Genomic DNA, 21,184 nt, shown 5'->3' on the forward strand with positions numbered 1-21,184 from the left:
TCCGGACGGCGATACTGAAGGTATGAAGCTCAGCCGCCCCGTCTCCTGGTTCCTGCTCGCCTTCGGGGTGTGGAGTTGGGTCATTTGGGTCACTTTCGTTAAAAATCTCATCAAGGACGGCAGCGGTCTGGCGTTCGACCACGGGCACCCGACGGCGTACTTCTGGGTGCATCTGGCGCTGGCCGTCGTCTCCTTCGTATTGGGGACGGTCATCGGGGGCATCGGGTTGCGGGGACTGCGCGCACTGCGCCGGACGTCATAGCGTTCCGGACAGCTCCACGGGGCCTTGCGCGGGGGCGGGGGCCGGCACACCAGGCATCAGGCGGAAGGAACGGACGGCATGGTGGTCGTCTTCGTGCTCGTGGCGCTGCTCGTGCTCAGCGGGGTGGTGGCGGCCAACTGGTATCTGTGGCGCCGCCTGTTCCGCGACACCACCCGCGGACCCGGTCCGGTACGCCGCGCGGGCGCGGTCCTGATCGCGGGCGGCTGGGTGCTGGCCGTCGGGGCCCTCGTCACCGAGCAGGCCGGCGCCCCCTTCTGGCTCCAGCGCACCCTGGCCTGGCCCGGCTTCCTCTGGCTCGCCCTGGTGCTGTACCTGCTCCTGGCCACCCTGGCGGCGGAGCCCCTCCGCCCCCTCCTGCGCCGCCTCCTGCCCACCGGGCCGCGGACGGCCGCACCGGACCCGGGCACCCCGGGGCCTGCCGCACAGGAACCCGCCACCGCACAGGAACCCGCCACCGCGCAGGAACCCGCCACCGCGCAGGAACCCGCCACCGTGCAGGAACCCGCCACCGTGCAGACATCCGCCGCCGTCCGGCGGTCCGCCGACGGGCCGGTGTCCGCCCATGTGCCGGCTTCCGTCCGCGAGCCGGCCACCGCCGTGGAGGCGTCGTCCGCCGCCGAGCCGATGCTCGGCGGCCCGTCGGTGCCCCGTTCCGGGGCCGGGGCGGGCGATCGGTCCGCACCTGAGGCACCTTCGGCCTCCGGCCGGGCGCTCGTGCCCGGGGGCGAGGCGGAGCCCGCGGCGAAGGCGGCCGCCGTCGCGACCGAGGTGCCGCCGGGAGCCGCTGATCCCGCCGCGACCGATGCCCCTTCGGCCCCCGGCCGTCCGGGCCGGGCCCCGGTGGCCGCCTCGTCGGCTCCGCGCGGCCTTCCCGGCCGGCGGCTGTTCGTGTCACGGGTCGTCGGGGGAGGCGCCGCGGCGGTGGCTCTCGGGACCGTCGGGTACGGGACCTACGGGGTGCTGCGCGGGCCGCGGGTGAAGCGGGTGACCGTGCCGCTGGCGAAGCTGCCGCGGGCGGCGCACGGGTACCGGATCGCCGTCGTCAGCGACGTCCACCTCGGACCCGTCCTCGGGCGCGGCTTCGCGCAGAAGGTCGTCGACACGGTCAACGCGACCCAGCCCGACCTCATCGCCGTCGTCGGGGACCTGGTGGACGGCAGCGTGAAGGACCTCGGACCGGCGGCGGCACCGCTGGCCGGGCTCCGGGCGCGGCACGGCGCGTACTTCGTCACCGGCAACCACGAGTACTTCTCCGGCGCCGAGCAGTGGGTGCGGGAGGTGCGCCGTCTCGGCCTGCTCCCTCTGGAGAACGCGCGCACCGAGCTGCCCGCCTTCGACCTGGCCGGAGTCAACGACGTACGGGGCGAGAGCGAGGGGCAGGGCCCCGACTTCGAGCGGGCGCTCGGCGACCGGGACACAGCACGCGCGTGTGTACTGCTCGCCCACCAGCCGGTGCAGATCCACGAGGCCGTCCGGCACGGTGTGGACCTCCAGCTCTCCGGCCACACCCACGGCGGCCAGCTCTGGCCCGGCAGCATCCTCGCGGCCGCCGCCAACCCGACCGTCGCGGGCCTGGAGCGCTACGGCGACACCCAGCTGTACGTCAGCCGCGGCGCGGGCGCCTGGGGCCCGCCCACACGGGTCGGCGCCCCCTCCGACATCACCGTCGTCCAGCTCGCCTCCAGGCAGGCGTAGAGACCGCGTAACCCTCCCCGAAACGCTCGAACAACAAGTCTTCGTAACTTCTTCGCATTCTCCCCAGACCCGGTTTCCGCCTGCCGAAATGCGTGTGATTAGGTAACGGGCGCCACTCAGGTGTGTGGTTTGTGCATAAGGGCCCAAAAGGGGTCTGGGGAGGGTACGGATGCGGTCGGTTCGCATGCGGATCCTCACGACGCTGGTCGTGCTGGCGGTCGTGGGGGTGGGCGGCTGGCAGTTGCTGCCGTCGAAGGACGACAAGGGCAACGCGATCGTCGTGGGCACGACGGACGCGGTCACGTCGCTGGATCCGGCGGGAGCGTACGACGCCGGCTCCTGGGCGCTGTACAGCAACGTGTTCCAGTCCCTGCTGACCTTCGAGCCGGGTGGTGTCACACCCGTGCCGGACGCGGCCAAGGACTGCAACTTCACCGGCGGTGGACTGCGCACCTACCGCTGCGAACTGCGCGAGGGCATCGAGTTCCCCAGCGGGCGCACGATGACCGGCGAGGACGTGAAGTTCTCCTTCGACCGGATCAAGAAGATCAACGCCGACGTCGGCCCCTCCGCGCTGATGTCGACCCTCCGCTCGGTGGAGGCCGACGGCATGACCGTCACATTCCACCTGTCGACCCCGGACGCCACCTTCCCGCTGAAGGTGGCCACGGGCGCCGGCTCCATCGTCGACCGCACCCGCTACCCGGCCAGCGGGCTGCGCACCGGCACCGCGGCCGACGGCACTGGGCCGTACCGGCTCAAGGGGTACGCCAAGGACAAGCGCGCCGACCTGGAGCCGAACGACGCCTACAAGGGCGCCATCAGCAGCATCGGACGACCGGTCGCGCTGCGCTACTTCGAGAGCCCGGCCGAGCTGGAGAAGGCTTGGACGGGCAAGCAGGTCGACGTCGCCACGCGCAACCTGCCCCCGAAGCTCCTCGCCGGACTCAACCCCAGCGACCCCAAGATGCGCTTGTCGGTGTCCGACAGCTCCGAGACCCGCAACCTGTACCTCAACACCCGTGCCTCCTCGCCGCTGCACGACGTCCGCGTCCGGCAGGCCATCGCCTGGCTGATCAACCGCGAGAAGCTGGCCGGCGGCGTGTACGACGGAACCGTGGACGCGCTGTACTCGCTGATCCCGGCCGGCATCACGGGCCACAACACGTCCTTCTTCGACGCCTACCCGACGCAGAACGCCCAGAAGGCCAGCGAGCTGCTGACCGAGGCCGGCGTGTCCGTCCCGGTGCGCTTCACCTACGGCTACGGCCAGGGGCGCGGCGCCGCCGGCGAGGAGGCCGCGGAGCTCAAGCGGCAGCTCGAGGCGAGCGGCCTGTTCAAGGTCGACCTCAAGGGCTACGAGTGGTCCGAGTTCCAGAAGCTCTGGGCGGGCGGCAAGCTCGACGCGTACGCGGTCGGCTGGGTGCCCGACTACCCGGACCCCGACACGTTCGGCGGCGCCCTCGTCGGCACCGGCAGCACGATGAGGACCGGCTACAGCAGCAAGGCCGTCGACGGCCTCATCCGGGACACCCAGCAGTACGCCGATCGGGGCCGGATCGCCGGGGACTTCCGCAGCCTCCAGGCGAACGTCGCCGCCGATGTGCCGCTGATCCCGCTGTGGCAGCGCAAGGAGTACGTGGTCAGCAACGAGGACGTCGGCGGCGGCCAGTACCTGTCGGACGGCACGGGCAGCTTCCGGCTCTGGAAGCTCGACTGGATCTGACCGCTACGAACGGGCCTGCGCGGGCAGCGTGACCGTCACCGCGAACCCCTCCCCGGGGTCGGTGCGGACGGCCACCTGCCCGCCGTGTGCTTCGGCCACCCCCTGGACGATGGCCATGCCGAGTCCGCTGCCCGCACCGCCGCCCGCACGGAAGAAGCGGTCGAAGACGCGTGCCGCGTCCTCCTCCGCCAGCCCGGGCCCCTTGTCCTGGACACACAGCCGTACGGCACCGTCGGCGCGCTCCGCGGTGAGCCGTACCGGGACGTCGGCGGGCGTGTGGACGCGCACGTTGGCCACCAGGTTGCCGAGCACCTGCCGCAGCCCCGACTCGTCGGCGTGCACGAGCAGTACGCCCTCGGCGCCGACCGTCAAGGGCCGCTCCGGCTGCTGTGCGCGCAGGTCCTGGGCGGCGTCCCGCACCAGCCGGACGACGTCGACGTTCCGCAGCCGCAGCTGGGGCCGCTGGTCCAGGCGGGCCAGGGTGAGCAGTTCGTCGACGAGCCGCCCCATGCGGTCCGCCTCGGCGTTCATCCGGTCCCAGGCGCGCCTGCGTTCGCCGGGCTCGGTCAGCATCCCCTTGTCGTAGAGCTGGAGGTAGCCGCGTATCGCCGACAGCGGGGTGCGCAGCTCGTGCGAGGCGTCGGCGACGAAGCGGCGCAGCTGGGCGGCGCTGCGCTCGCGCGTGCGGTACGCCGACTCCACCTGGTGCAGCATGGAGTTCAGCGCGACGCGCAGCTGTTCCACCTCCTGGGTGGGATGGTGACTCGAGGGCACGCGCCGGGTCAGGTCGCCCTCGGCGATGGCCGATGAGGTCTCCACCATGTCCTCCAGCGGGCGCATCCGGAGCCGCACGCTGAACATCGTCAGGCAGGCCAGGAGCGCCAGCAGCAGCGTGCCGACGCCCAGGTCCAGTCTGAGGGCCTTGGCGATGCCCTGGTGCAGCGCGTCGGTGGAGGTGGCGAACAGAAGGTAGTTGCCGTCGGTCAGACGGGCGGCGGTCGCCCGGTAGGTGGCGCCGTGCAGCGTCACCTCGTGCGGTGCGCGGCCGGCGGCGAGCGCGCGCGGGTCGCCGATCGCGGCGGCCAGCGACCGCTGGGCGTCGGTCGGCACGAAACCGGCGATGGGCATGGCCTCGCCCCCGCCGCCGACGGCGGTGAACACGGATTCCGGGCGTGGCCTGTTGACGGTGGGCTGTACGAAGTGGTCCCGGATGAGGGTCAGCGCGGCCAGCGAGTCGATCTGCCGCATGGTGAGCCGGGAGTCCACCACGGAGTCACGGGTCTTGATCAGCTGGTTGTCGATCTGGCCGAGCAGGTAGTGCCGCATGCCCACCAGGCTCGCGGCGGTCGCCACCACGATCCCCACGGCGAGCAGCCCGACGTTGGTCAGGGTGAGCTTGCCGCGCAGGGAGTGGAGCCCGTGCCGGCGGCGCCGCGAAAGCGGTCTGCGCGGCCTCATGCCAGCCCGTATCCCACGCCCCGCCGGGTCGTGATCAACGGCGGTCCGAGCGCGTCCAGTTTGCGGCGCAGATAGCTGATGTAGGTCTCGACGACGGTCGACTCGGACGGTGCGTGCTCGTACTGCCAGACGTGCCTGAGGAGTTGGTCCTTGGGCACGATCCGGCCGCCGTTGCGCACCAGGAAGCGCAGCAGCGCGTACTCGGTGGGGGTGAGTTCGACCGTACGGCCCGCGCGGTGCGCCGAGTACGTCGTCTCGTCCAGCTCCAGGTCGCCGTAACGCAGCCGTGGGCGCTGCGGGAGGACGTCGGCGGAGCCGGTGCGGCGCAGCACGGCGCGGACCCGGGCGACCACCTCGTCGATGTTGAACGGCTTGGTGATGTAGTCGTCGCCGAAGCCGAGCGCGCCGACGATCTCCGCGGGCGCGTCCCGCGCGGTGACGAAGACCAGCGCCAGGCCGGGGCAGCGGGCGCGCAGCTCGCGGCCCAGCGCCCGGCCGTCCCCGTCCGGCAGCATCACGTCCAGCAGGGCCACGTCGGGCCGGGTGCGCTCGGCGAGCGCGCACGCCTCGCGGACGGTGCCCGCGGTCATCACCTGGAAGCGGTGGTAGCGCAGGGCGATGGCGAGGACGTCCGCGATGGACTCCTCGTCCTCGACGACGAGGACCGTCGCCGCTTCGTGCGCTGCCTCGTTGACGGTCATGTCCCCAGTATCCGCGGCGGGACCGGCGGCGGGGCCGCCGGAGCTTTGGAGTTCCCTGAGAGTCGTGGCCGCACGTGCCCGTCCGCGCCCGCCGCTGCGGATGCTGGTGTCCAGGACCCGGGGGACCCGGATGAAGGAGCGGAGAGAGTGACGACATTGGCGCGGTGGTGCTACCGGCACCGGCTGCTGGTCCTGCTGCTGTGGGTGGTGGCGCTGATCGGGGTGGGCGCGGGGGCGTCCGCCGGGGGGACGGCCTACTCGAACGTCTTCTCCCTGCCGGACACGGACTCCAAGTCCGCGTTCGACCTGATGGAGAAGGCGTTCCCGAAGGCCGCGGGCGACACCGACACGGTGGTGTGGAAGGTCGACGGGGGATCGGTCCGGGACGCGTCGGTGCGTGCCCGGATCGAGCCCGCCCTGGAGGAGATCGGCCGGATGCCGGGGGTCGGCGCGGTCAGCAGCCCCTACGCGGGCGCCCGGGGCGCGACGCAGATCAGCCGGGACGGGACGATCGCGTACGCGCAGCTCACCTTCACCCAGCGGGCGAACGAGGTGCCCAAGCAGCTCGTGCAGGATGTGGTCGACACCGCTCGGGCAGCCGAACGCAGCGATCTGCGGGTCGAGTTGGGCGGCCAGGCGATCACCCGTATCCAGGGGCCGCCGACGGGCCTGTCCGAGCTGGTCGGTCTCGCGGCGGCGGCGCTCGTGCTGTTCCTCGCCTTCGGTTCGCTCTTCGCGATGCTCCTGCCGATCGCGGTTGCGGTCTTCGGCGTCGGAATCGGCCTGTTCTCCACCCAGTTGATCAGCCATGTCACGGACGTGCCCGACATCGCGCCGCTGCTGGCCTCGCTGATCGGCCTCGGGGTCGGCATCGACTACGCGCTGTTCATCGTCACCCGGCACCGGCGGGGCCTGCTGCGCGGTCTGGAACCGGAGGAGTCGGCGGCGGTCGCCCTCAACACCTCAGGCCGTGCGGTGCTGTTCGCGGGCGGCACGGTGTGCATCGCGCTCGCCGGGATGCTGGTGACGAACCTGCGCTTCCTGGACGGTGTGGTCATCGGCACCTCGCTCACGGTGGTGCTGAGCGTGCTCGCGGCCGTCACGCTGCTGCCGGCGCTGCTCGGGTTCCTCGGGCCGCGGGTGCTCAGCCGGCGCCAGCGGCGGCGGCTCGCGGCCGAGGGCCCCGCGCGGGAGGAGCGGGCGAGTTCGCTCGCGGCCCGCTGGTCGGGCACGGTGCAGAGGCGTCCCGCCTGGATCGCCGGCCTGGCGCTGGTCGTCATGGTCCTTCTCGCGCTGCCGGTGCTGTCGCTGCGTCTGGGCGCCACGGACCAGGGCAACGACGACGCCTCGACGACGACCCGCAGGGCGTACGACCTGCTGGCCGAGGGATTCGGACCGGGCTTCAACGGGCCGCTCCAGGTGGTCTCGGCCGACGGTGACACCACCGCGCTGGTCAAGGGCATCGCCGGGACCCGCGGGGTGGCCCGGGTGGTACCGCTGCCGCCCGCGCACGGCGTCACCGTCATCCAGGTCGTCCCGACCACCTTGCCGCAGTCCGAGCAGACGGACCGGCTCATCGACACCCTGCGCGACGAGGTGATCCCCGGGGCCGGCGTGCGGGCGCACGTCGGCGGTGTCACGGCGGTCTCGAAGGACTTCGCGTCCGTCACGGGCGACCGGCTGCCGTACTTCGTCGCGACCATCGTCGGCCTCGGCTTCCTGCTCCTGCTGGTCGCCTTCCGGTCGCTGCTGGTGCCGTTGACGGCGGCCGTGATGAACCTGGTCGCCGCCGCCGCGTCGTTCGGCGTCCTGGTGGCGATCTACCAGTGGGGCTGGGGCCTGGAGTTGCTGGGCCTCGGCAAGGAGGGGCCGATCCAGGCGTTCCTGCCGGTCATCATGCTGTCCCTGCTGTTCGGCCTGTCGATGGACTACCAGGTCTTCCTGGTGAGCCGGATGCACGAGGAATGGGTGCACACGCGGGACAACGCCCGCGCGGTCCGGGTGGGCCTCGCGGAGACCAGCCGGGTCATCAACTCCGCGGCCCTGATCATGGTCTGCGTCTTCCTCGCCTTCGTCCTGAGCGGGAACCAGGGCGCGGCGATGGCCGGCGTGGGCCTCGCGGCGGCGGTCGCGCTGGACGCGTTCGTGCTGCGGACCGCGCTGGTGCCGGCGGCGATGCATCTGTTCGGCCGGGCCAACTGGTGGCTGCCGGCGTGGCTCGAACGCCGTCTGCCGCATCTGGCGGTGGAGCCGGCGGAGGAGCCCGAGGAGGCACCTGTGACGCGTCCGGGCCCCGCTTCGGTGGTCCACGGCTTCATCCGGACCGAGGACGGCGAGCCGGTCCACGGCGCGGCCGTGACCCTGCTGTCCAAGGGCGGCCGCCAACTGGACCGCGTGACGTCCCTGGCCGACGGCTCGTACATCGTCGCGGTCCCGGCCCCGGGCACCTACCTGCTGGCGGCCACGGCCTCCCCCCACGGCTCCCGCGCCCACCACGTCGTCGTGACCGACGGCCCCCTGGTCCACGACGTGGAACTGACGGAGGAGGAGGCCGACGCGGTCAACCCATCCGCACTTGGCCGGCCTTGAGGATCTCGTCGACACTCAGAGTGACCTCGGCGCCGATGACGGCGGGCAGGGTGGCGTCCTCGCCGGGGGAGTACGGGCGGTGGTTCTCGTAGCCGTCGCCGACGGGGTCGGTCAGGACATGGAGGCGCTGGTGTTTGCGGTCGACGATCACATAGACCGGGATCTTGGCGCCTGCATAGGCCTTGACCTTGTTCCGCAGGTCGGTCTTCCAGTTGCTGGAGGTGACTTCGAGGACCAGGCGGAAGCAGACGGGGGCGTAGCAGTTGTTCTCGACGAGGTGGTCGTCGATATCGGCATCGACGACCACCAGGTCGGGGATCGCGTAGTCCTCGGTTCCCGTGGGAAGCCATAGCCCGATGCCTTCGAAAACCTCGCTCTCACCGTCGCCCAGACCGGAGGCGATGAAGACCGCCCTCAACCTCGACAGAGCACGGGCATGAGCGGCGTTGCGCGGCGGGGACGCGAGGATCTGGCCTCCGATGATCTCGACGCGGTACCCCGGATTGCGGTCCATGAGCCGGTTGGCCTCCGCGATCAACGGACGGTCGCCATGGGACTGCTCGACGGATGCGGCGGACATCGCGTGCCTCCCAGGGGCTGGTGTCGAGAGCATCATCGTAGGCAGGCCGCGCGCCGGGTGTCCCCTTCGCGCCCGTTCACCCGAAGGTGATCACTCGGCCGCAGTGTTCCGGCCCCTGCCCGCCGGATCCGGCATCGTCCTCGTCATGCCCGGCAGGAAGTCCTTGAACAGGTCGTGCACCTCGTGCACCAGGGGGCGCAGGACGCGGAAGCGGGCCAGGGACACCCCGCGGGCGGTGAGCCGGGCGCCTCGTTCGGCCAGCCGGTAGCTGCGTTCGCGGCCCTCCGTGCGGTCGAAGATCCAGTACAGGACGAGCCCCATCTGGGAGAGCCACATCAGCTCGGGCAGTACTTCCCGCAGGTCCGCCGGGACCTTGGTCCGCGCGCCGTACAGCACCTCCTTGTGGATGTCGATGGCCTCCGCGCGCGCGTGCTCCGACTCGGCGGAGAAGGGGCTGAGCGGACTGTCGGGGTCGGCGGCGTTCTTGAAGAACTGCACCGCGAACTCGTGGTACGGCGTGGCGATGTCCAGCCACGCCGTGAGCACGCCCGCCAGCCGTGCCTCCAGGTCGCTCTCCCGGGCCAGGACCTCCCGGACCGCCTCCCGGTGCTCGGCGGCGATCCGGTCGTAGAACCCCTGGATCAGGTGTTCCTTGCCCTCGAAGTAGTAGTACGCGTTGCCGACGGAGACCCCGGCCTCCTTGGCGATGGCCCGCATGGTCGTCTTGTCGTAGCCGCGCTCCTGGAACAGCCGCATGGCCGTCTCCAGGATGAGCGCGCGGGTCTGCTCGGACTTGCTGGCGGGCACGCCCTCACCGGGGCCGTCGTCGTCGTTCTTCGGGGGCACGCACAGAGCCTAGCCAGTGGCGCACGCGCCGCCGTCGCAGCCGGGTGGGTCGTAGGTCCAGCCGAGGCGGGGGTCGTAGGTCCACCCGTCCCCGCGCCGGTACGCGGCCCCGCCCCACTGCCCGCCGCGCCACTTGGCGGCGGCCAGCACCGCGCCCCGGGCGAGCCGTGCGCCCGCCGGGGTGCTGAGCCGGTGGGCGAGCGGCCGGTGCTCGCGCAGCGCCCACAGGACGACGATCCAGGCGGCGGCGCCCCGGTAGACCTGGCCCGAGTCGCCGACGACCGTGACCTCGTCCAGGGTGGAGCCGTGGTCGAGGGCCGGGAAACGCCGCGCGGCCTGCTCGGAGCCGGCCGGGACCAGTTCCAGCGGTACCAACTGCGGCTGCCTGACGAGCCAGTCGCGCACGGACGCGCACAGTGCGCACTCGGCGTCGTACAGGACGGTGAGCCCGCGGACCGGGACGCCCACCGAGGCGTCCCGGTCCCGGCCGGCGGCGGCCGGCATCGCGCTCACGCCCCGGCCGAGGGGGCGGCCCAGTCCTGCGGCGCGACCGGCGGCACCTGCTCGCGCTCCAGCACCCCGCGGCGGCGAATCCGGTTGAGCACGTACACGTTGCCCAGGTGCATCGCGCCGAGCACCAGCAGCACCACGCCGAGCTTCGTCGACAGTGCCTCGAAGACGCCGCGCGTGTCGTCGATGTGCTGGTCGCCGCTCAGGTACAGCGCGACGAAGCCGAGGTTCACGAGGTAGAAGCCGACCACCAGCAGGTGGTTGACGGCGTCGGCGAGCCTGTCGTCGCCGTGCAGCACGTCGGCGAGGAAGATCCGCCCGTTGCTGCTGAGCGTGCGGGCCACCCAGACGGTCAGGCCGATGCTGACGAGCAGATAGATGACGTAGGCGATGACCGTGCGGTCCATGCCCCCCACCCCTTCTTTTGAACGCGTTCAAAATGCTGGCGTGACAGACTCTAGACCTGTTTTTGAACGCGTTCAACACACTCGGCGCAGAAGGGTTCCGCCTACGGTCTGCGGCCCAGCTCGGGCCGCTTGCCGTAGTCGGTGAAGCCGAGGACGTTGCCCCAGGGGTCGGCGATCTCGACGGTCCAGCCGGTCGCCACGGCGAAGGGCTCGTCGAGCAGGTCGATCCCTGCCCTCATGAGGGCGCGCGCCGCCGTCCGCGCGTCCGGCACCTCCAGCCACACCCGCGGCGAGGGCCACGGCGGCGGACGGTGCCCGGACTCCTCCTCGCGCAGCAGGATCCCCGGCGTCTCGCCCCCGACCTTCAGCAGTGCGATGCCGGCCTCCTGGAGGTGGAACGCCACCGCGAACCCGGCCCGCTCGTAGAACCCCACGGCCTCGCTCAGATTCCCGACGGGCAGCAGCACGTTGTCGAACCCGAGCAGCTCGTACGACTCGTCATCTGACATGCCATCAGATTAGGTGGGCGATCCGCCGGGACCGGGAGGCCGAGCGCGGAGCGGTCGCCGGGTCACTCGTTCGGGCCGGAGGGCTGGAGGGTTGGAGGGCTGGAGGGTTGGAGGGAGGGCCGGAGGGTTGGAGGGCTGGACGGGCCGGACGCCGGGCGGCACCCCGATGTTTCGTTTCGGCCGGTCTTCCTGCAATATGACCGTCAGTTCACAGGCAGTCGATGAGTGGAGCCACCGTGTCCGAGCAGCCGCAGCAGCCCAACCAGGCCCCGGGATACGGATATCCCAACCAGCAGCCCGGCGCCTACCCGCCGCCCCCCGGTGGCTACCCGCCCCCCGGCGCGTACCCGCCGCCCCCCGGCGCGTACCCGCCGCCCCCCGGCGCGTACCCGCCGCCTCCCGGCGCGTACCCGCCGCCTCCCGGTGGCTACGCGCCCCCCGGTGGCTACCCGCCGCCGGGGATGCAGTACGACCCCAACGCCCCCTACGGCTACGACCCCTACGGCCGCCCCTACTCCGACAAGTCGAAGATCGTCGCCGGTGTCCTCCAGCTCAGCCTGGGCACCCTCGGCATCGGCCGCTTCTACATGGGCCACGTCGGGATCGGCATCGCCCAGCTCCTCACCTGCGGCGGCTTCGGCATCTGGGCCCTGATCGACGGCATCATGCTGCTGACGGGCAACGACAACACCGACGCCGAGGGCCGGATCCTGCGTGGCTGACACGGCGCCCGGCGCGGTGCGCGGCCGGCTGCTGCGGCATCCGGCCACGGCTCCGCTCGCGGTGCTGTGTGCCGGGGTTACGGGCGCCGCGTACCTCTACGTCACCGACCCGCACCAGCCCGGTCACCTGCTGCCCCAGTGCCCCTTCCGGTACGTCACCGGGCTGCTCTGCCCCGCCTGCGGCGGCACGCGCATGGTGTACGACCTGATGCACGGCCGCTTCACCCAGGCCTGGCTGGACAACAGGATGCTGCTGCTCGCCGCACCGTTCGCGCTGGCGATGCTCGGCACCTGGGCCCTGGAGGGGCTGCGCGGGCGCCGCTGGCACCCCCGGCCGAGCACCCGGACGCAGGCGGCGGTGCTGCTGGTGGCGGTGGCGTGGACCGTGGTCCGCAATATCGTCTAGCGCCGTTCCGGACTCAAATGCTTGCAAGTTGGCCGAATTTGATCACGGAACGGGAACTTTCCTTCGAACCCCCTCCCGTGCCGACCTACAGGATCTTTATGCTCCCAGGGCGCAGGGGGGACGGCCGCATCCGGTCGACGCGCGTCGACGCTCACGCGGTCGCGCACGGATGCCGGGTGACCGGGCAGTCGGGCTCCCTGGCGCCGGAGGTTCCCACTCCGGTTGTTGTCACCACTCCCCAGGAGCACCAGCCATGACTGTCCCCACCCCTGACGCCCCCTACGGCTACGACCCGCAGGGCCGCCCGTACTCCGACAAGTCGAAGATCGTCGCCGGCATCCTCCAGCTCTTCCTCGGAGGCCTGGGCATCGGCCGCTTCTACGTCGGCTCCGTGGGTGTGGGCATCGCCCAGCTGCTGACCTGCGGCGGTCTGGGCTTCTGGGCCCTGATCGACGCCATCCTCTTCTTCACGAGCAACGACCGCACGGACTCGCAGGGTCGCGTCCTGCGCGGCTGACCGTCCGCGCATCCGGCGACGACGCCGGGCACAGCACGACGAGGGCCCCGTTCCGGACGGAACGGGGCCCTCGTCGTCGCGTGCGAGGGAAGGTCAGAAGCGGCGCGTGATCAGCGCCCGCTTCACCTCCGCGATCGCCTTCGTCACCTCGATGCCGCGCGGGCAGGCGTCGGTGCAGTTGAAGGTGGTGCGGCAGCGCCAGACGCCGTCCTTGTCGTTGAGGATCTCCAGGCGCTGCTCACCGGCCTCGTCACGGCTGTCGAAGATGAACCGGTGGGCGTTGACGATGGCCGCCGGGCCGAAGTACTGGCCGTCGTTCCAGAAGACCGGGCAGGACGAGGTGCAGGCCGCGCACAGGATGCACTTCGTCGTGTCGTCGAAGCGGGCCCGGTCCTCCGCGGACTGCAGGCGCTCCCGCGTCGGCTCGTTGGTCTCCTTGGTGACCAGGAACGGCATGACGTCCCGGTACGCCTGGAAGAACGGCTCCATGTCCACGACCAGGTCCTTCAGGACCGTGAGGCCCTTGATGGGCTCGACCGTGATCGGCTTCTCGGGGTTGATGTCCTTGATCAGCGTCTTGCAGGCCAGACGGTTCTTGCCGTTGATCCGCATGGCGTCCGAGCCGCAGATGCCGTGCGCGCAGGACCGACGGAAGGTCAGGGTGCCGTCGAGGTCCCACTTGATCTTGTGCAGACCGTCGAGGACGCGCTCCTTGGGGTCGATCTCCAGCTGGAAGTCTTCCCAGGTCGCCTCGGCCGAGACCTCCGGGTTGAACCGGCGGACGCGGAAAGTGACGGTGATGTAGGGGGAGGCGGCGGACTCCGCCTCCACCTTGTCCAGAACGGGGGTTGCCATCAGTACTTACGCTCCATCGGCTGGTAGCGGGTCTGGACGACCGGCTTGTAGTCGAGACGGACGGTTTCGGACCCGTCGGCGCCGACCTCGCGGTACGCCATGGTGTGGCGCATGAAGTTGACGTCGTCGCGGTTGGGGTAGTCCTCGCGGTAGTGACCACCGCGGGACTCCTTGCGGGCCAGGGCGGAAACCGCCATGACCTCGGCCAGGTCCAGCAGGTTGCCCAGTTCGACGGCCTCCAGGAGGTCCGTGTTGAACCGCTTGCCCTTGTCCTGGATCGCCACGTTCTTGTAGCGCTCCCGGAGCTCGGCGATCTTCTCGACCGCCGTCTTGATCGTCTGCTCGGTGCGGAACACCATGACGTTGGCGTCCATGGTCTCCTGCAGCTCCCGGCGGATGATCGCCACCCGCTCGGTGCCGGTGGAGGTCCGCAGCCGCTCGATCTGCTCGACCACGAGGGACTCGGGGTCCTCCGGCAGCTCCACGAAGTCGGCCTTCTCGGCGTACTCCGCGGCGGCGATGCCGGCCCGCTTGCCGAACACGTTGATGTCCAGCAGCGAGTTGGTGCCCAGGCGGTTGGCGCCGTGCACGGACACGCAGGCGACCTCGCCGGCCGCGTACAGGCCCGGCACGACCGTGCTGTTGTCCGCGAGCACCTCGCCCTGGACGTTGGTCGGGATGCCGCCCATGGCGTAGTGCGCGGTCGGCTGGATCGGGATCGGGTCGGTGTACGGCTCGATGCCCAGGTAGGTCCGCGCGAACTCGGTGATGTCCGGCAGCTTGGCGTCGAGCTGCTCCGGCGGCAGGTGGGTCAGGTCCAGGTAGACGTGGTCGCCCTCGGGACCGCAGCCGCGGCCCTCGCGGATCTCCGTGTAGATGGAGCGGGAGACGACGTCGCGGGAGGCGAGGTCCTTCATGACCGGCGCGTACTTCTCCATGAAGCGCTCGCCGTCCTTGTTGCGCAGGATGCCGCCCTCACCGCGGGCGCCCTCCGTGAGCAGGATGCCCATGCGCCAGATGCCGGTCGGGTGGAACTGGAAGAACTCCATGTCCTCCAGCGGCAGCCCGCGCCGGTAGACGGCGGCCTGGCCGTCGCCGGTCAGGGTGTGCGCGTTCGACGTCACCTTGAAGAACTTGCCGGTGCCGCCGGAGGCGTAGATCACGGACTTCGCCTGGAAGACGTGGATCTCGCCGGTCGCCAGCTCGTAGGCCACCACGCCGGCCGACTTCTTGACGCCGTCGACCTCGGTGAGCAGCTGGTCCAGGACGTAGAACTCGTTGAAGAACTCCACGCCCTCCTTGACGCAGTTCTGGTACAGCGTCTGGAGGATCATGTGGCCGGTGCGGTCGGCCGCGTAGCAGGAGCGGCGGACCGGGGCCTCGCCGTGGTTGCGGGAGTGCCCGCCGAAGCGCCGCTGGTCGATCGTCCCGTTGGGCGTCCGGTTGAACGGCAGGCCCATCTTCTCCAGGTCGAGGACGGAGTCGATGGCCTCCTTCGCCAGGATCTCGGCGGCGTCCTGGTCGACCAGGTAGTCACCGCCCTTGACCGTGTCGAAGGTGTGCCACTCCCAGTTGTCCTCCTCCACGTTCGCCAGCGCGGCGGCCATGCCGCCCTGCGCGGCGCCCGTGTGGGAGCGGGTCGGGTAGAGCTTGGTCAGGACCGCGGTGCGGCTGCGCTTGGTCGCCTCGATGGCGGCCCGCATACCGGCGCCACCGGCGCCGACGATGACGGTGTCGTACTTGTGGATCTTCATCAGGAAAATACCTCGGTCCCGGGGCCTAGCGGATGTTCGGGTCGAAGGTGAAGATCACCAGCGTGCCCAGCAGGATGGTCCACACCGTGGCGGTGTACAGCAGACCCTTCAGCCACAGGCGCGTGTTCGCGCGCTCCGCGTAGTCGTTGATGACCGTGCGCAGGCCGTTGCAGCCGTGCAGCATCGCCAGCCACAGCATGAGCAGGTCCCAGACCTGCCACCAGGGGGAGGCCCAGCGGCCCGCCACGAAGGCGAAGCCGATCTTGGAGACGCCGCCGTCCAGGACGAGCTGGATCAGCAGGTGGCCGATGACGAGGACGACCAGGACGATGCCGGACAGCCGCATGAACAGCCAGCCGTACATCTCGAAGTTGCCGCGGGTCGACTTCGGGGTCTTCCGGGTGCGCTGACGCGGGGCCTCGATGAGGGGGGCGGGGTTGTCCACGCCGTAGACGGAGCCGCCCTCGACCGGGCCGATGCCGGAAGCGGTGGTTTCAGTGGACATGTGCGTCAGCTCCCGAATACTGCACGAGCGGCGTGGCCGAGGACGGGGTAGATCGCCCCGATCATGAGCAGGACCCATACGCCGACCACGGTCCAGAGCATCTGCTTCTGGTACCGGGCGCCCTTGGCCCAGAAGTCGACGGCGATGACACGCAGGCCGTTGAGAGCGTGGAAGAGGATGGCGGCGACCAGCCCGTACTCGAGCAGGGCGACGATCGGCGTCTTGTAGGTGGCCACGACCTTGTCGTAGGCCTCCGGAGACACACGCACGAGTGCGGTGTCCAGCACATGGACGAACAGGAAGAAGAAGATGAGGACGCCGGTGACTCGGTGAGCCACCCAGGACCACATTCCTTCCCGGCCGCGGTACAGCGTTCCAGCCGGCACGGAAGAACCCTCCGGGAGCGGGGACTAGGGCCGCGCCGGCTTCACTGTCGGTCGGGCCCGGCCGGGTACGGTCCACCGGCCCCCAGTATCGTACCGAGAGGCTGACGGGGGCCTTACGGGGGGTCCGCCCGTGTGATCGAGCCCGCTCTCAAAGGTGCACGGACGGCTCAGTGGCCGCGCCCAGCAGGCCCCGCAGCCGCCCGTGCGCGAGCCCCCGCAGCTCCTCGCGGGCGACGACGCGCTCGTCCTCCCGATCGTTGGTCAGCCGTGACCGGATCGCCGGCAGGACCCGGTCCAGGGCCTCGTCCGGTGCGGTGCCGTCCAGGCAGATGACGAAGGTGTGGCCGAATCTCGCCTCATAGGCGGCGTAGGCGGCGCTCAGGGCCGTGGAGGCGGCCGCGTACGTGTGGGCGGGCAGCTTGGGCAGGGGTTCTTCCGCCAGCGCCCCGGCCAGCTCCTCGGGGCCCAGGTCGTACGTCGCCTCGTCCGCCGCGGCCAGCAGGGACGGCAGGTCCGGATACGGGCGGTGGGCGGCGACGCGGTGGGCCCAGCGGGGGCTGTGCAGGCAGGTCAGGAGGGTCCTGTGGGCCTCGGCGGCGGGGGCGGTGTTGAAGCGCTCCAGGGTCTGCGCGGGCAGCTTGGGTCCTAGGTCTGCTGGGAGGTCGGCAGGGTGCCGACGGGGACGCCGGCGGGGAAATCCGTGAGAGATGTGCCGTACGTTATCGGGTGTGCTCATGACGTGTTCGACGGGTGACTGAATTTCACTCGGACGGGAGAGTTTGAGAACGTGCGGTGGACACGTGCGGTGGTCATGGGCCGTTAGGTTGGCCGTGTGAGCAAGCACAGGCGCCGGGCTCCGGCACGCAAGCCGCGACGCACGCGGGCCGCCGTCGTGGGCACATTGGTCACCGTCGCCGTACTGGGCGTGGGAGTGGCCGCGTGGTCCTTCGGGGGCGACGGCTCCCCGTCGGACGGCTCGGACGCGTCCTCCGGTCCGGCGACTCCCGGCCCCACCCGCAGCTACCCGCTGTCGCAGGCGCCGCGGACCATCCCCGCCGTGCGCTCCCACACCGCGGCCCACGGCCCCGGCTGGCGCCCGGAGTCCGGCTCCCGGGTCGTGGTGAGCGACGAGTCCCTCGCCGACGAGGGCAAGCTGATCGCGGGCGAACTCGGTCTGGCCTACGTCGGCCGGCGCGACGACGACCGCCCGGGGGACCTGCGGCTGGCGCTGGGCAAGGGCGGCACGGGCGGCAATCCGGAGTCGTACACCATGACCGTGCGCGACGGCCGCGTGCTCATCAGCGGACCGGCCGACGCGGGGGTCTTCTACGGCACCCGCACCCTGAAGCAGGAGGTGCACGGCGGCGGCACGGCCCCCGAGGGGGTCGTGGAGGACGCGCCCGCCAAGCCGCGGCGCGGTTTCATGCTGGACATCGCCCGCAAGCCGTTCACGGCCGCCTGGCTGGAGGACCGCATACGGGAGCTCGGCGACCTGAAGTTCAACGAGCTCGGCCTGCACTTCTCCGACGACCAGGGCTTCCGCATCGAGTCCGGCACGCACCCGGAGATCGTCTCCTCGGACCACCTGACCAAGGCCCAGGTCAAGCGGATGGTCGACCTGGCCGCGAGCCGGCACATCACCGTCGTCCCCGAGATCGACTCGCCCGGCCACCTCAGCGCGGTGATCGCCGCCCACCCCGATACGCAGCTGCGCAACGGGCAGGGCGTACCGACGCGCGGCGCCATCGACATCTCCGTGCCCCGGTCGGCCGCGATCCTCGACGACCTGCTCGACGAGTACGCGGGCCTCTTCCCCGGTGGCTTCTGGCACCTCGGCGGCGACGAGTACCAGGCGCTGACCGCGCGCGACCCCCAGGCGGCCTACCCTCAGCTGGCCGCCGCCGCGCGCAAGGCCCACGGCTCCGGCGGCAACGTGGCCGACCTGACGACGGGCTGGCTGAACGACCGCGCCGCCGCCGTCCGCGCACACGACCGCACCCCGCGCGCCTGGAACGACGGATTCTTCCGGAGCTCGTCGGTGCCGCCCGCCCGGGACATCGAGGTCGCCTACTGGACGGGCAAGGAGTACGGCGCCCGGCAGCCGCTCGAGTACCTCGACGCCGGCCGCAAGGTGCTCAACTACAACGACGAGTTCCTGTACTACGTCCTCGGCGAGCCGCAGACCTTCGTCTACCCGACCGGCCGGCGGATCTACGAGCAGTGGACCCCGCGCGTGCTGCGCGGCACCGAGGCGGTGCCCGGCAAGTACGACGCGCAGATACTCGGCGGCTCGTTCGCCGTATGGTGCGACCTGGCGAACTCCCAGACCCAGGACCAGGTGGCGGCCGGTATCCGGATGCCGCTGCGGGCGACCGTCCAGAAACTGTGGGACGCACGGAAACCGGAGATGTCCTGGACGGAGTTCAAGGAGCTTGCCGGCAAGCTGGGTTGACGCCGGATCAGCAAGGGCGCCGGGCCCCCCGCCGACCGCGGCCCGGTCCCGTTTCCCGTCCGCCGGCCTTCCGTCCCGCTCATTGGCCGAAACCTTTCTTATGCCAACTCGCTCGACTCCGTGTGCGACCCGTGTGACACTACCGGCCGATCGCACGCAGTACGGGCAAGTGCGGGCTCCGTGGACGTCGGCGCCCTTTGAGGAGGCGTGGATGAGTCTGGTGGAACTGCTCGCGCAGGCCGACGAGCGCGGGCTGGCAGCCGGCGGGCTGGCTTGTTTGGACCGGTGCGTGCCCCTGCTCGGCGGCGACGACGAGGTCCTGCGGCCGCTGTGGGGGAGCCTCGCCGAGGACGGCGACCACTCCTCGGACGGCGACTGGGCCGAGCGGCTCGAGAAGGCACGCGGCGCGCTGGAGGCGATGGGCGACGAGGACGACGAGGCCGTGCTGCTGGCCCGCCGGATGCTGTCCGCCGCGCCGGCCGCCCGGTCCGCCGCCGAGGTGCGGCAGTGGGCGGACGCCTGCTCGGTCGCCTCGCTCCGGATCCACCAGCTCCTCGACCCGGCCGAGGACGGCGCTCCCGCCGGCACCCTCCCCGAGGCGCTCGACTCCGTGCGCGCCGGGGGAAGCCCCGCCCCGGGGCCCGCCGAGGGCATGTCGCCGCTGGTCGCCGGTGAACTGCGCCGCCAGATCACCGTCCTGGAACTGGTCGCCGGGCACGGACGTGCCGGACTCCGCCAGGCCCTGGAGGTCTCCACGGAGGGGCGCCGCGTCCTGCGGGCGGTGGTGTCCCGCCGGGCCCGCGGCCGGGTGTGAGCCCGGGGCCCCGGACGGACCGGGCGCGCGACGGGCATCTGTGAGCGTCCTGCGGGCACGGTGCGGTGGTCCTGCGCCGGTTGTGGGGAAGTCCGCGGTGGCGGGTGACGAACCGCGGGCTGAGCGCGCTCTTCCCTATGTGACAGTCCAGCATGTGACGACTCAGCAGCAGGGCAGGCCGCAGGCCGCCACCAAACCGGTGCGGTGGGCGGCGGACACCGTGACGGCGATGCGCGAGGGCGCTCGGCTGCGCCTGGACTACTCGGCGCAGAGCCTGTGGCGCGTCGACCGGACCATCGAGGAGATACGGCGCGAGGGCACGCCGCACGCCGCCGTGCGGAGCGTGCTGCGCGGCTTCGGCGCGTACGCGGGCGAGGTGATCGTCCGTCACGGCGGCGGGGCCGAGTGGTGGGCGAGCGGCGGCGAGCACTGGGTGCGCACCGCGGACGGACGGCTGTGGGACCCCATCGAGGAGGCCGGCCGCTGCTTCACGGGCCACGGCTCGCTGCGGCTGCTGTGCCGGGACGCGATGGGGGCCGAGCGGATCTGAGCCGTGGCCGGTGGGCCGCTGACGAGCTGTGACACTTCTGTGGAAGCCGACGCTGATGACCGTGGGGGCGTGGACACGGCCGGTGGGCGGTGCGCACGCCTGGGGACTCGCTACGGACGAGGACGGTTCTTGGGCCACGGAGGGGAACCCCGCCGCGCGCAGGCGTACGACGGGGAGTTGGGTGCGGCCGTCGCGCGGGCCCAGGAGGGCGACGAGGAGTCCTTCGCCGTCGCGTACCGGCTGGTGCAGCCCGGGCTGCTCGGGTATCTGCGCGGTCTCGTCGGCGACGACGCGGAGGACGTGGCCTCCGAGGCCTGGCTGGAGATCGCACGCGACCTCGGCCGGTTCCGGGGCGACGGGGCGGGCTTCCGCGGCTGGACGGCGACCATCGCCCGGCACCGGGCGCTCGACCATCTGCGCCGGAAACGGGTGCGGCCCCGCGGCACCACGCTGGAGCAGGACGTCCTGGAGCTGCCCGGTCCGCACAGCACCCATGACCAGGCCCTGGAGGCCATGACCACCGAGCGCGCTCTCGACCTCGTCCGCGGGCTGCCCCGCGACCAGGCCGAGGCCGTACTGCTGCGGGTCGTGGTCGGTCTCGACGGCCCCGCCGCCGCGCGCGTCCTCGGCAAACGGCCGGGCGCGGTGCGCACCGCGGCCTACCGGGGTCTGAAACGGCTGGCGCGGCAGCTCGAGGAGGAGGCCCGGGGCGCGGCGGGAGAGTGAGGGGCACCGAGGCAACGGCCGGGGCCGCCACCCCCCACAGGAGAGGCCCCGGCCGTCGCGCGGCACGGGCCGCGCGGCCCGTACTCATTACAGCGCCGAGGGAGCGGTTTCTGTCACACCTCGCCCCCGCTCCGATTGGTTGCGCGTTGTACGGTCATGGACGGAAGGCGGTTTCAGGCCGTAACGTGCCTTT

The 21,184-nt window shown here is 71.5% G+C and carries 23 protein-coding genes; 11 read left to right on the forward strand and 12 right to left on the reverse strand.

Features of this window, described 5'->3' with window-relative positions:
• Positions 1 to 22: 22 nt before the first annotated feature.
• The 3 genes from ACIOWN_RS19090 (at position 23) to ACIOWN_RS19100 (ending at position 3,704) form a co-directional block, all read left to right on the forward strand.
• On the forward strand, positions 23 to 262 hold the full coding sequence (locus ACIOWN_RS19090) for an SCO4848 family membrane protein (protein ID WP_234375641.1): 240 nt from the start codon (positions 23 to 25) through the stop codon (positions 260 to 262).
• 78 nt (positions 263 to 340) lie between these two features.
• The gene (locus ACIOWN_RS19095; RefSeq protein ID WP_401982847.1) at positions 341 to 1,978 is read left to right on the forward strand and encodes a metallophosphoesterase; all 1,638 of its coding nucleotides are present in this window, start codon (positions 341 to 343) and stop codon (positions 1,976 to 1,978) included.
• A 184-nt stretch (positions 1,979 to 2,162) separates the two neighbouring features.
• Entirely contained in the window at positions 2,163 to 3,704 is a 1,542-nt protein-coding gene (locus ACIOWN_RS19100) for an ABC transporter substrate-binding protein (protein WP_362346479.1), read from the forward strand.
• A 3-nt stretch (positions 3,705 to 3,707) separates the two neighbouring features.
• Here the strand turns inward: ACIOWN_RS19100 and ACIOWN_RS19105 are convergent, their stop codons facing one another.
• Together ACIOWN_RS19105 and ACIOWN_RS19110 are read right to left on the reverse strand one after the other, a co-directional pair.
• Entirely contained in the window at positions 3,708 to 5,162 is a 1,455-nt protein-coding gene (locus tag ACIOWN_RS19105) for a HAMP domain-containing sensor histidine kinase (protein WP_362346477.1), read from the reverse strand.
• Entirely contained in the window at positions 5,159 to 5,863 is a 705-nt protein-coding gene (locus ACIOWN_RS19110) for a response regulator transcription factor (RefSeq protein WP_401982848.1), read from the reverse strand. Before ACIOWN_RS19110 ends, ACIOWN_RS19105 begins: the two co-directional genes overlap by 4 nt.
• 156 nt (positions 5,864 to 6,019) lie before the next feature.
• Here ACIOWN_RS19110 and ACIOWN_RS19115 point away from each other — a divergent pair, with 156 nt between their 5' ends.
• On the forward strand, positions 6,020 to 8,452 hold the full coding sequence (locus ACIOWN_RS19115) for an MMPL family transporter (RefSeq protein WP_401982936.1): 2,433 nt from the start codon (positions 6,020 to 6,022) through the stop codon (positions 8,450 to 8,452).
• Here ACIOWN_RS19115 and ACIOWN_RS19120 read toward each other — a convergent pair.
• From ACIOWN_RS19120 to ACIOWN_RS19140, 5 genes are all read right to left on the reverse strand, one after another.
• The gene (locus tag ACIOWN_RS19120; RefSeq protein WP_362346473.1) at positions 8,424 to 9,032 is read right to left on the reverse strand and encodes a Uma2 family endonuclease; all 609 of its coding nucleotides are present in this window, start codon (positions 9,030 to 9,032) and stop codon (positions 8,424 to 8,426) included. The two genes, ACIOWN_RS19115 and ACIOWN_RS19120, sit on opposite strands and share 29 nt — an antisense overlap.
• A 90-nt stretch (positions 9,033 to 9,122) precedes the next feature.
• On the reverse strand, positions 9,123 to 9,878 hold the full coding sequence (locus ACIOWN_RS19125) for a TetR family transcriptional regulator (protein WP_362346471.1): 756 nt from the start codon (positions 9,876 to 9,878) through the stop codon (positions 9,123 to 9,125).
• A gap of 9 nt (positions 9,879 to 9,887) precedes the next feature.
• Positions 9,888 to 10,382: a DCC1-like thiol-disulfide oxidoreductase family protein gene (locus ACIOWN_RS19130; RefSeq protein ID WP_362346666.1), complete on the reverse strand. Its 495-nt coding sequence runs from the start codon at positions 10,380 to 10,382 to the stop codon at positions 9,888 to 9,890.
• Positions 10,383 to 10,387: 5 nt separating this feature from the next.
• The gene (locus ACIOWN_RS19135) at positions 10,388 to 10,795 is read right to left on the reverse strand and encodes a hypothetical protein (protein ID WP_362346470.1); all 408 of its coding nucleotides are present in this window, start codon (positions 10,793 to 10,795) and stop codon (positions 10,388 to 10,390) included.
• Positions 10,796 to 10,896: 101 nt separating this feature from the next.
• Positions 10,897 to 11,304, reverse strand: a complete 408-nt coding sequence (locus tag ACIOWN_RS19140; protein WP_362346468.1) for a VOC family protein — start codon at positions 11,302 to 11,304, stop codon at positions 10,897 to 10,899.
• Between the two features lie 236 nt (positions 11,305 to 11,540).
• Between ACIOWN_RS19140 and ACIOWN_RS19145 the strand changes: the two genes are divergently transcribed.
• From ACIOWN_RS19145 to ACIOWN_RS19155, 3 genes are all read left to right on the forward strand, one after another.
• Positions 11,541 to 12,026 (forward strand): TM2 domain-containing protein, encoded by a 486-nt coding sequence (locus ACIOWN_RS19145; protein ID WP_401982851.1) that lies wholly within the window; start codon positions 11,541 to 11,543, stop codon positions 12,024 to 12,026.
• The gene (locus ACIOWN_RS19150; RefSeq protein WP_362346464.1) at positions 12,019 to 12,432 is read left to right on the forward strand and encodes a DUF2752 domain-containing protein; all 414 of its coding nucleotides are present in this window, start codon (positions 12,019 to 12,021) and stop codon (positions 12,430 to 12,432) included. The genes ACIOWN_RS19145 and ACIOWN_RS19150 overlap by 8 nt, the downstream gene beginning before the upstream one ends.
• 253 nt (positions 12,433 to 12,685) lie before the next feature.
• Positions 12,686 to 12,949, forward strand: coding sequence for a TM2 domain-containing protein (locus tag ACIOWN_RS19155; protein ID WP_100569862.1), 264 nt, complete (start codon positions 12,686 to 12,688; stop codon positions 12,947 to 12,949).
• A 93-nt stretch (positions 12,950 to 13,042) separates the two neighbouring features.
• Here ACIOWN_RS19155 and ACIOWN_RS19160 read toward each other — a convergent pair whose 3' ends face one another.
• The 5 genes from ACIOWN_RS19160 to ACIOWN_RS19180 form a co-directional block, all read right to left on the reverse strand.
• Positions 13,043 to 13,804: a succinate dehydrogenase iron-sulfur subunit gene (locus tag ACIOWN_RS19160; protein WP_141359142.1), complete on the reverse strand. Its 762-nt coding sequence runs from the start codon at positions 13,802 to 13,804 to the stop codon at positions 13,043 to 13,045.
• A complete protein-coding gene (gene sdhA, locus ACIOWN_RS19165) occupies positions 13,804 to 15,558 on the reverse strand; it encodes a succinate dehydrogenase flavoprotein subunit (RefSeq protein ID WP_362346462.1) in 1,755 nt (584 codons plus the stop codon). Before sdhA ends, ACIOWN_RS19160 begins: the two co-directional genes overlap by 1 nt.
• A gap of 25 nt (positions 15,559 to 15,583) precedes the next feature.
• Complete coding sequence (locus ACIOWN_RS19170; RefSeq protein WP_100569865.1) at positions 15,584 to 16,063, reverse strand: succinate dehydrogenase hydrophobic membrane anchor subunit; 480 nt, start codon at positions 16,061 to 16,063, stop codon at positions 15,584 to 15,586.
• Positions 16,064 to 16,068: 5 nt separating this feature from the next.
• A complete protein-coding gene (gene sdhC / locus ACIOWN_RS19175) occupies positions 16,069 to 16,449 on the reverse strand; it encodes a succinate dehydrogenase, cytochrome b556 subunit (protein WP_100569866.1) in 381 nt (126 codons plus the stop codon).
• Positions 16,450 to 16,597: 148 nt separating this feature from the next.
• Positions 16,598 to 17,185 (reverse strand): 2-oxo-4-hydroxy-4-carboxy-5-ureidoimidazoline decarboxylase, encoded by a 588-nt coding sequence (locus ACIOWN_RS19180; RefSeq protein WP_362346461.1) that lies wholly within the window; start codon positions 17,183 to 17,185, stop codon positions 16,598 to 16,600.
• Between the two features lie 96 nt (positions 17,186 to 17,281).
• On the opposite strand from ACIOWN_RS19180, the gene ACIOWN_RS19185 reads away from it, so the two are divergent.
• The 4 genes from ACIOWN_RS19185 to ACIOWN_RS19200 all read left to right on the forward strand — a co-directional run bounded on the left by ACIOWN_RS19185 (position 17,282) and on the right by ACIOWN_RS19200 (position 20,991).
• Positions 17,282 to 18,901, forward strand: coding sequence for a glycoside hydrolase family 20 protein (locus tag ACIOWN_RS19185; protein ID WP_362346459.1), 1,620 nt, complete (start codon positions 17,282 to 17,284; stop codon positions 18,899 to 18,901).
• 211 nt (positions 18,902 to 19,112) lie between these two features.
• Positions 19,113 to 19,715 carry a hypothetical protein gene (locus tag ACIOWN_RS19190; protein WP_401982853.1) on the forward strand — a complete coding sequence of 201 codons (603 nt, stop codon included), beginning with the start codon at positions 19,113 to 19,115 and terminating at the stop codon, positions 19,713 to 19,715.
• A gap of 154 nt (positions 19,716 to 19,869) precedes the next feature.
• Positions 19,870 to 20,265 carry a hypothetical protein gene (locus tag ACIOWN_RS19195; RefSeq protein WP_362346455.1) on the forward strand — a complete coding sequence of 132 codons (396 nt, stop codon included), beginning with the start codon at positions 19,870 to 19,872 and terminating at the stop codon, positions 20,263 to 20,265.
• A 129-nt stretch (positions 20,266 to 20,394) separates the two neighbouring features.
• Positions 20,395 to 20,991, forward strand: a complete 597-nt coding sequence (locus tag ACIOWN_RS19200; RefSeq protein WP_362346453.1) for an RNA polymerase sigma factor — start codon at positions 20,395 to 20,397, stop codon at positions 20,989 to 20,991.
• Positions 20,992 to 21,184 lie beyond the last annotated feature (193 nt).

The sequence above is a fragment of the Streptomyces sp. NPDC087787 genome (assembly GCF_044743035.1).
Taxonomy (GTDB): domain Bacteria; phylum Actinomycetota; class Actinomycetes; order Streptomycetales; family Streptomycetaceae; genus Streptomyces.